The sequence below is a fragment of the Bartonella vinsonii subsp. berkhoffii ATCC 51672 genome (assembly GCF_902825225.1).
GTDB lineage: Bacteria > Pseudomonadota > Alphaproteobacteria > Rhizobiales > Rhizobiaceae > Bartonella > Bartonella berkhoffii.
In genome coordinates this window covers 1-4,019 of sequence record NZ_CADEAK010000033.1, presented here as the reverse complement: position 1 = coordinate 4,019, position 4,019 = coordinate 1, and the positions used below count along the sequence as shown (strand labels likewise).

At 44.1% G+C, this 4,019-nt stretch carries 4 protein-coding genes and 1 pseudogene; all 5 read right to left on the bottom strand.

Features of this window, described 5'->3' with window-relative positions:
* A pseudogene (locus J7R10_RS07765) lies at positions 1 to 266 on the bottom strand (phage tail tape measure protein); the annotation flags it as partial.
* A gap of 131 nt (positions 267 to 397) precedes the next feature.
* The gene (locus J7R10_RS07760; protein WP_010704522.1) at positions 398 to 808 is read right to left on the bottom strand and encodes a hypothetical protein; all 411 of its coding nucleotides are present in this window, start codon (positions 806 to 808) and stop codon (positions 398 to 400) included.
* A 9-nt stretch (positions 809 to 817) separates the two neighbouring features.
* Positions 818 to 1,336: a phage major tail tube protein gene (locus J7R10_RS07755; protein ID WP_010704521.1), complete on the bottom strand. Its 519-nt coding sequence runs from the start codon at positions 1,334 to 1,336 to the stop codon at positions 818 to 820.
* A gap of 3 nt (positions 1,337 to 1,339) precedes the next feature.
* On the bottom strand, positions 1,340 to 2,623 hold the full coding sequence (locus J7R10_RS07750) for a phage tail sheath C-terminal domain-containing protein (RefSeq protein ID WP_010704520.1): 1,284 nt from the start codon (positions 2,621 to 2,623) through the stop codon (positions 1,340 to 1,342).
* 148 nt (positions 2,624 to 2,771) lie between these two features.
* Positions 2,772 to 4,019: Bgr_08870 family protein (locus tag J7R10_RS07745; protein WP_208436416.1), on the bottom strand; the 1,248-nt coding region annotated here is incomplete at its 5' end.

Here is a 4,019-nt window from a genome sequence, read left to right as displayed (position 1 = left end):
AATTGCATAGCTTTATAGAGGGGAGCAATTAAGGTTGCGGTTTGGGCAATGGCACCCACCATGCGTCCACGCGCTTGGTTGAAAGCATTTTCCGCATTTTTGGTCGCATCCTCAAGATGTTCAGGGTCAAACCAATTTTTAAAATGCTGCCTTGTTTTGTTTTGGAAATGAGCAACCTCTGAACTAAAGGCTGCAAGATCCCGCTTAGCAGAAGCTATCCCCTCTTGCAGATGATTGACAAAACGCACAACAAGCGAAACATCCATGATAATATCTTATCCTAACTGATAGCTTTCATATTCTAGGTTTTTCAAGCGTGCTAATTCACTGCGATAAGAAATCACATCCAGCCAATCCATCTGGTTGATCTCTAGAGCAGACCAGCGAAAATAAAGCGCTAGTTCTGCTCCAAATTGTCCGGCAGAGAGGATTGGCGTTGCGTAAAAAAAGCAAAAAAAGCCTTGAATATCGCGACAAGATCAACAACATCCACACGATCAATCAATTCAACAGATTCATGAGACATATCCGCTAAAAGCGCTGTGATGCATTCTGTCGCTTCACTTGTGAACAAAACTTGAGAAAGTTTGGCAAGGAGAACATCATTGGGAAGCGTTTTCTGCTCTGCAAATTCAGGAACAAGCAATTCTGTTAGCTGTGGTCCAATCAATACCGCTAATTGCTTGGCATGCTTGAAGGTAGGGCGATAAAAGGTCAATTTATGTCGTGTTGCTTGCTTGCCTTCACTGTCTTGATAAAGAAGAGGAACCTGCAATTCCACATCAATGCTTGTTTGTAAACTTGTCATGATCAATTCCTATAAATTGAGAATAGAGCGTCGCCGCCCACCGATCTCTTGTCCATTGCGCACAAGCCAACCACCCCGTTTAAACGAAAAGCGATGCAGAACAGAGCCATCCCAATATTCGGTATAGTCCCAAATATTCTTAATCTCGCAATCATAGCCCGTGGCTTTTCCAGCAGAGAGACCTTCACTATCGACTTTGACCAAGCGCCCTGTGACATCAATGGAATGTTCATGCTCACGCCCATCTTCTTCAGAAACTACATGTTTTTTGCCAGTGAATTTATGGCGAAGACCAGGAGGACCTCCAAAAATACCGATAATTTCTGGGGTGTGGCTGTGGATTTTCATTTGCAAGCTTAAAGCTTTGACACCAAGACCAGCAACATCAATTTGCATATCAGAACCGCCTGGTTGATAGGTTTCGGTGATTTCTTCCAGCGTGGGCAGTTTCAATGTTTCAAGATCGAGGTGAAGATTGACATCATCATCAACAATCAGGGTAAAACCGCGTACAATGCGTAAAGTCATGCTTTAACTCCTTGCTGCTTTGCGATAGCTGTCCAGCGTATCGCCAAATTGATAGGTCATTTTCTTTTGGATATCTTCCGCTAAACGATCAAAATAAGCGCTATTGCGGCGGCTACCGAAACTTAAATCTTCCAAAGGTGGAACCTCTTCTGCATCAAATTCGATCCGCAACTTCCCCAACTGTAAAGTGCTGTTGGAATTTAAATCGCGGTCAAACCAAACTCGTCCTCCCAGTAGTGCACCACGCGCAATCATATCATCCAGAAACTGTGTGAGAGAGCGGGTAAGTGCAATAACATGTTGACCGGTCAGATTCTCATCATTAGCCCAAGGGCGCAAATTGTTGATGATGGTTTTTTCCAATGCTGCACGGGTGCGCACCACATTGACAAAGCGCCAAAGTGGGTCACTGGAGGTGGTATGGTTGCCCCATAAAATGCGCCCATTGGCAGCAATTTCACCATGGGCATTTTGGCTAAGCCGTGCCGGAATAAAGGTAGCAATATCGGCTTGGTTAAGACGGTTTGCCTCATGATCGATTTCGCCATCAAAATAGCTAATAGGTCGCGCCGTGCCTAAAATGCCATGCACATCTTGGTTTGAAGGAGACCAAAAAACACCGCCCCTTTGTTTATCGCGTTTGATAAACATCGCTGCTGCAAAAGGGCTTGCCGGTTTAATACTCCAACCACCCTCACGATTTGCCACCCGTACAAAGGGATCAATCAAATAACAAAAACGTGAGGAAAAATCTGCACGAAAAGCAAGACTTTCTTCTGTGTCTTTACCGCCTGTATCAAAAACCGCAATTGCTTGCAGCTTTTCGGCAACTTGTTCCAGTGCATCTGCAACGGGGTTTTTACCATTATCAAGGCGCCCTGCACTATAAGCTGGTGCCAATAAAATCCCAGGTTCTACACCTAAATGCCCTCTAGCGTGTTTTAGCGCATGCACACCGGTCAAGTGAGCATTTGATCCCACCATTTCCACTTGTGTTTCGGCAAGAGTAGATTTTTCTTCCACACGCACAAGGATAACTTTTGCCTCAATCCCTTGCGCGCATACAGCATTAATGACATCAAGAGCTGTGCCTCTTGCCCCAAGCTTTTGGATTTTTTCTGTTTCATGCGTAAAGAGAAGGACAGGCTCGTTGAGCGGAAAAACTTGGTTGTCAGCATCAGGGGCTGTGACAACCGCCCCAATGGCGGTTTGATCAAATGTTGCTAAAGGACGGGACTCCTCACCAGCCTCAACAATGCGAATCCCATGATTAAATTCTGTTGCCATCTTGCTCTCCAAATCAATGAAGAGACTATAACAACAAGCACACTCTCTCATAAGCCTGACACTGTCAGTCAAAAAGCCCTTTGAAAGGGTTTTAAAAAAAGCTACAAGGAAAATATTTTGAGAAGCTTTAAAGTGAAGTATTATACCCTCACAGCCAGATTTTAAGCAGCACCATGCCATCGCCCCCATCAGCTACATATCCACCCCCACCACCAGGCACTTTACCCTTTTCACCAGTTTCACCACCTCGTCCTCCATATTCTGAGAGTCCTGGAGAGCGTCCATAAGTACCACCCCCACCACCATAGACAGAATTTCCTCTAGATCCGCGGCCAAGGCTACCACCTCCGCCACCATAAAGAGAGCTTCCAGCACTAATTCCCTTATTAACATTTTCACCCTGTCCACCTGTTATGCCACCACCACGTCCACAACCAGCATTTGTTGCTGTTTTTCCTCCTTCAGCAACAATTAACTGCTTTCCAACAGTTGTATTTCCACCATCTCTAGGATTTTTGTTTACATTTTCGATATGACCTCCCTTACCAATCACGATATCTTCATGACCGTAAAACTCTTTTCGCGTTAGAGTACGAATAACACATTCACCTCCTCCACCACCGTAACCACTTGTTTTATCGCCTCCACCGCCAGCGCCCCAAGCCCAAACTTGTACCACGGCGTCATCGGTAACACCATTAGGCCAAGAAATTTTACCACTTTCCAATATTTTAATTTCTATCGGAATGTTGAAAATACACTTTCTTAAAAGCCTCATTTCTGCCCATATTTCCTGCTGGAAAGCATCTACTTCTGTTTTAGCATAAACAAGATCACCGTCGACTTTAAGTGGTCCTTTCAATAAGCTTCCACTTGCACTTAGACTGATAACCACTTTGTTATTATGGGTGAGATTGAGTGATGAATTACCCAACAGTTCTAAGCCACCACTCATAGTGACTTTGCTGGTAAATTTATTATAATTCTGCCATTCATTGGCTTGTTTTAGGCGACCATAGGCTGTGAGATCTTCATTAAGCTTGGCTCTAAATTCATCTAATCCAATAATATCTTCGGTTTTATGTTGATGAGAACCAAGCAAAGATATCGCACTGCCAAAGGTAAAATGATTGTTGCTTGCTTTGTAGAGAACATAATTGTTGGCGGCATCTTGTGCTCCCTCGATATCGCTTAAATCAGCAAATGAGAAGGTTTTATCGGCTGCCATTTTGCCTTTGAGAGCTGCTTCAAGATCTGCGACTTCACTTATGCTATGCGTGTGTTTTGAAGGTGCTTTTTGGTCTACCTTTTCCTCAACTTCCATCATGGCTTGATCAATTTTGGTCAAGTTTTCCCGCAAGATGGGGAATTCAGAACTGATAAAACGCCCTTCTTT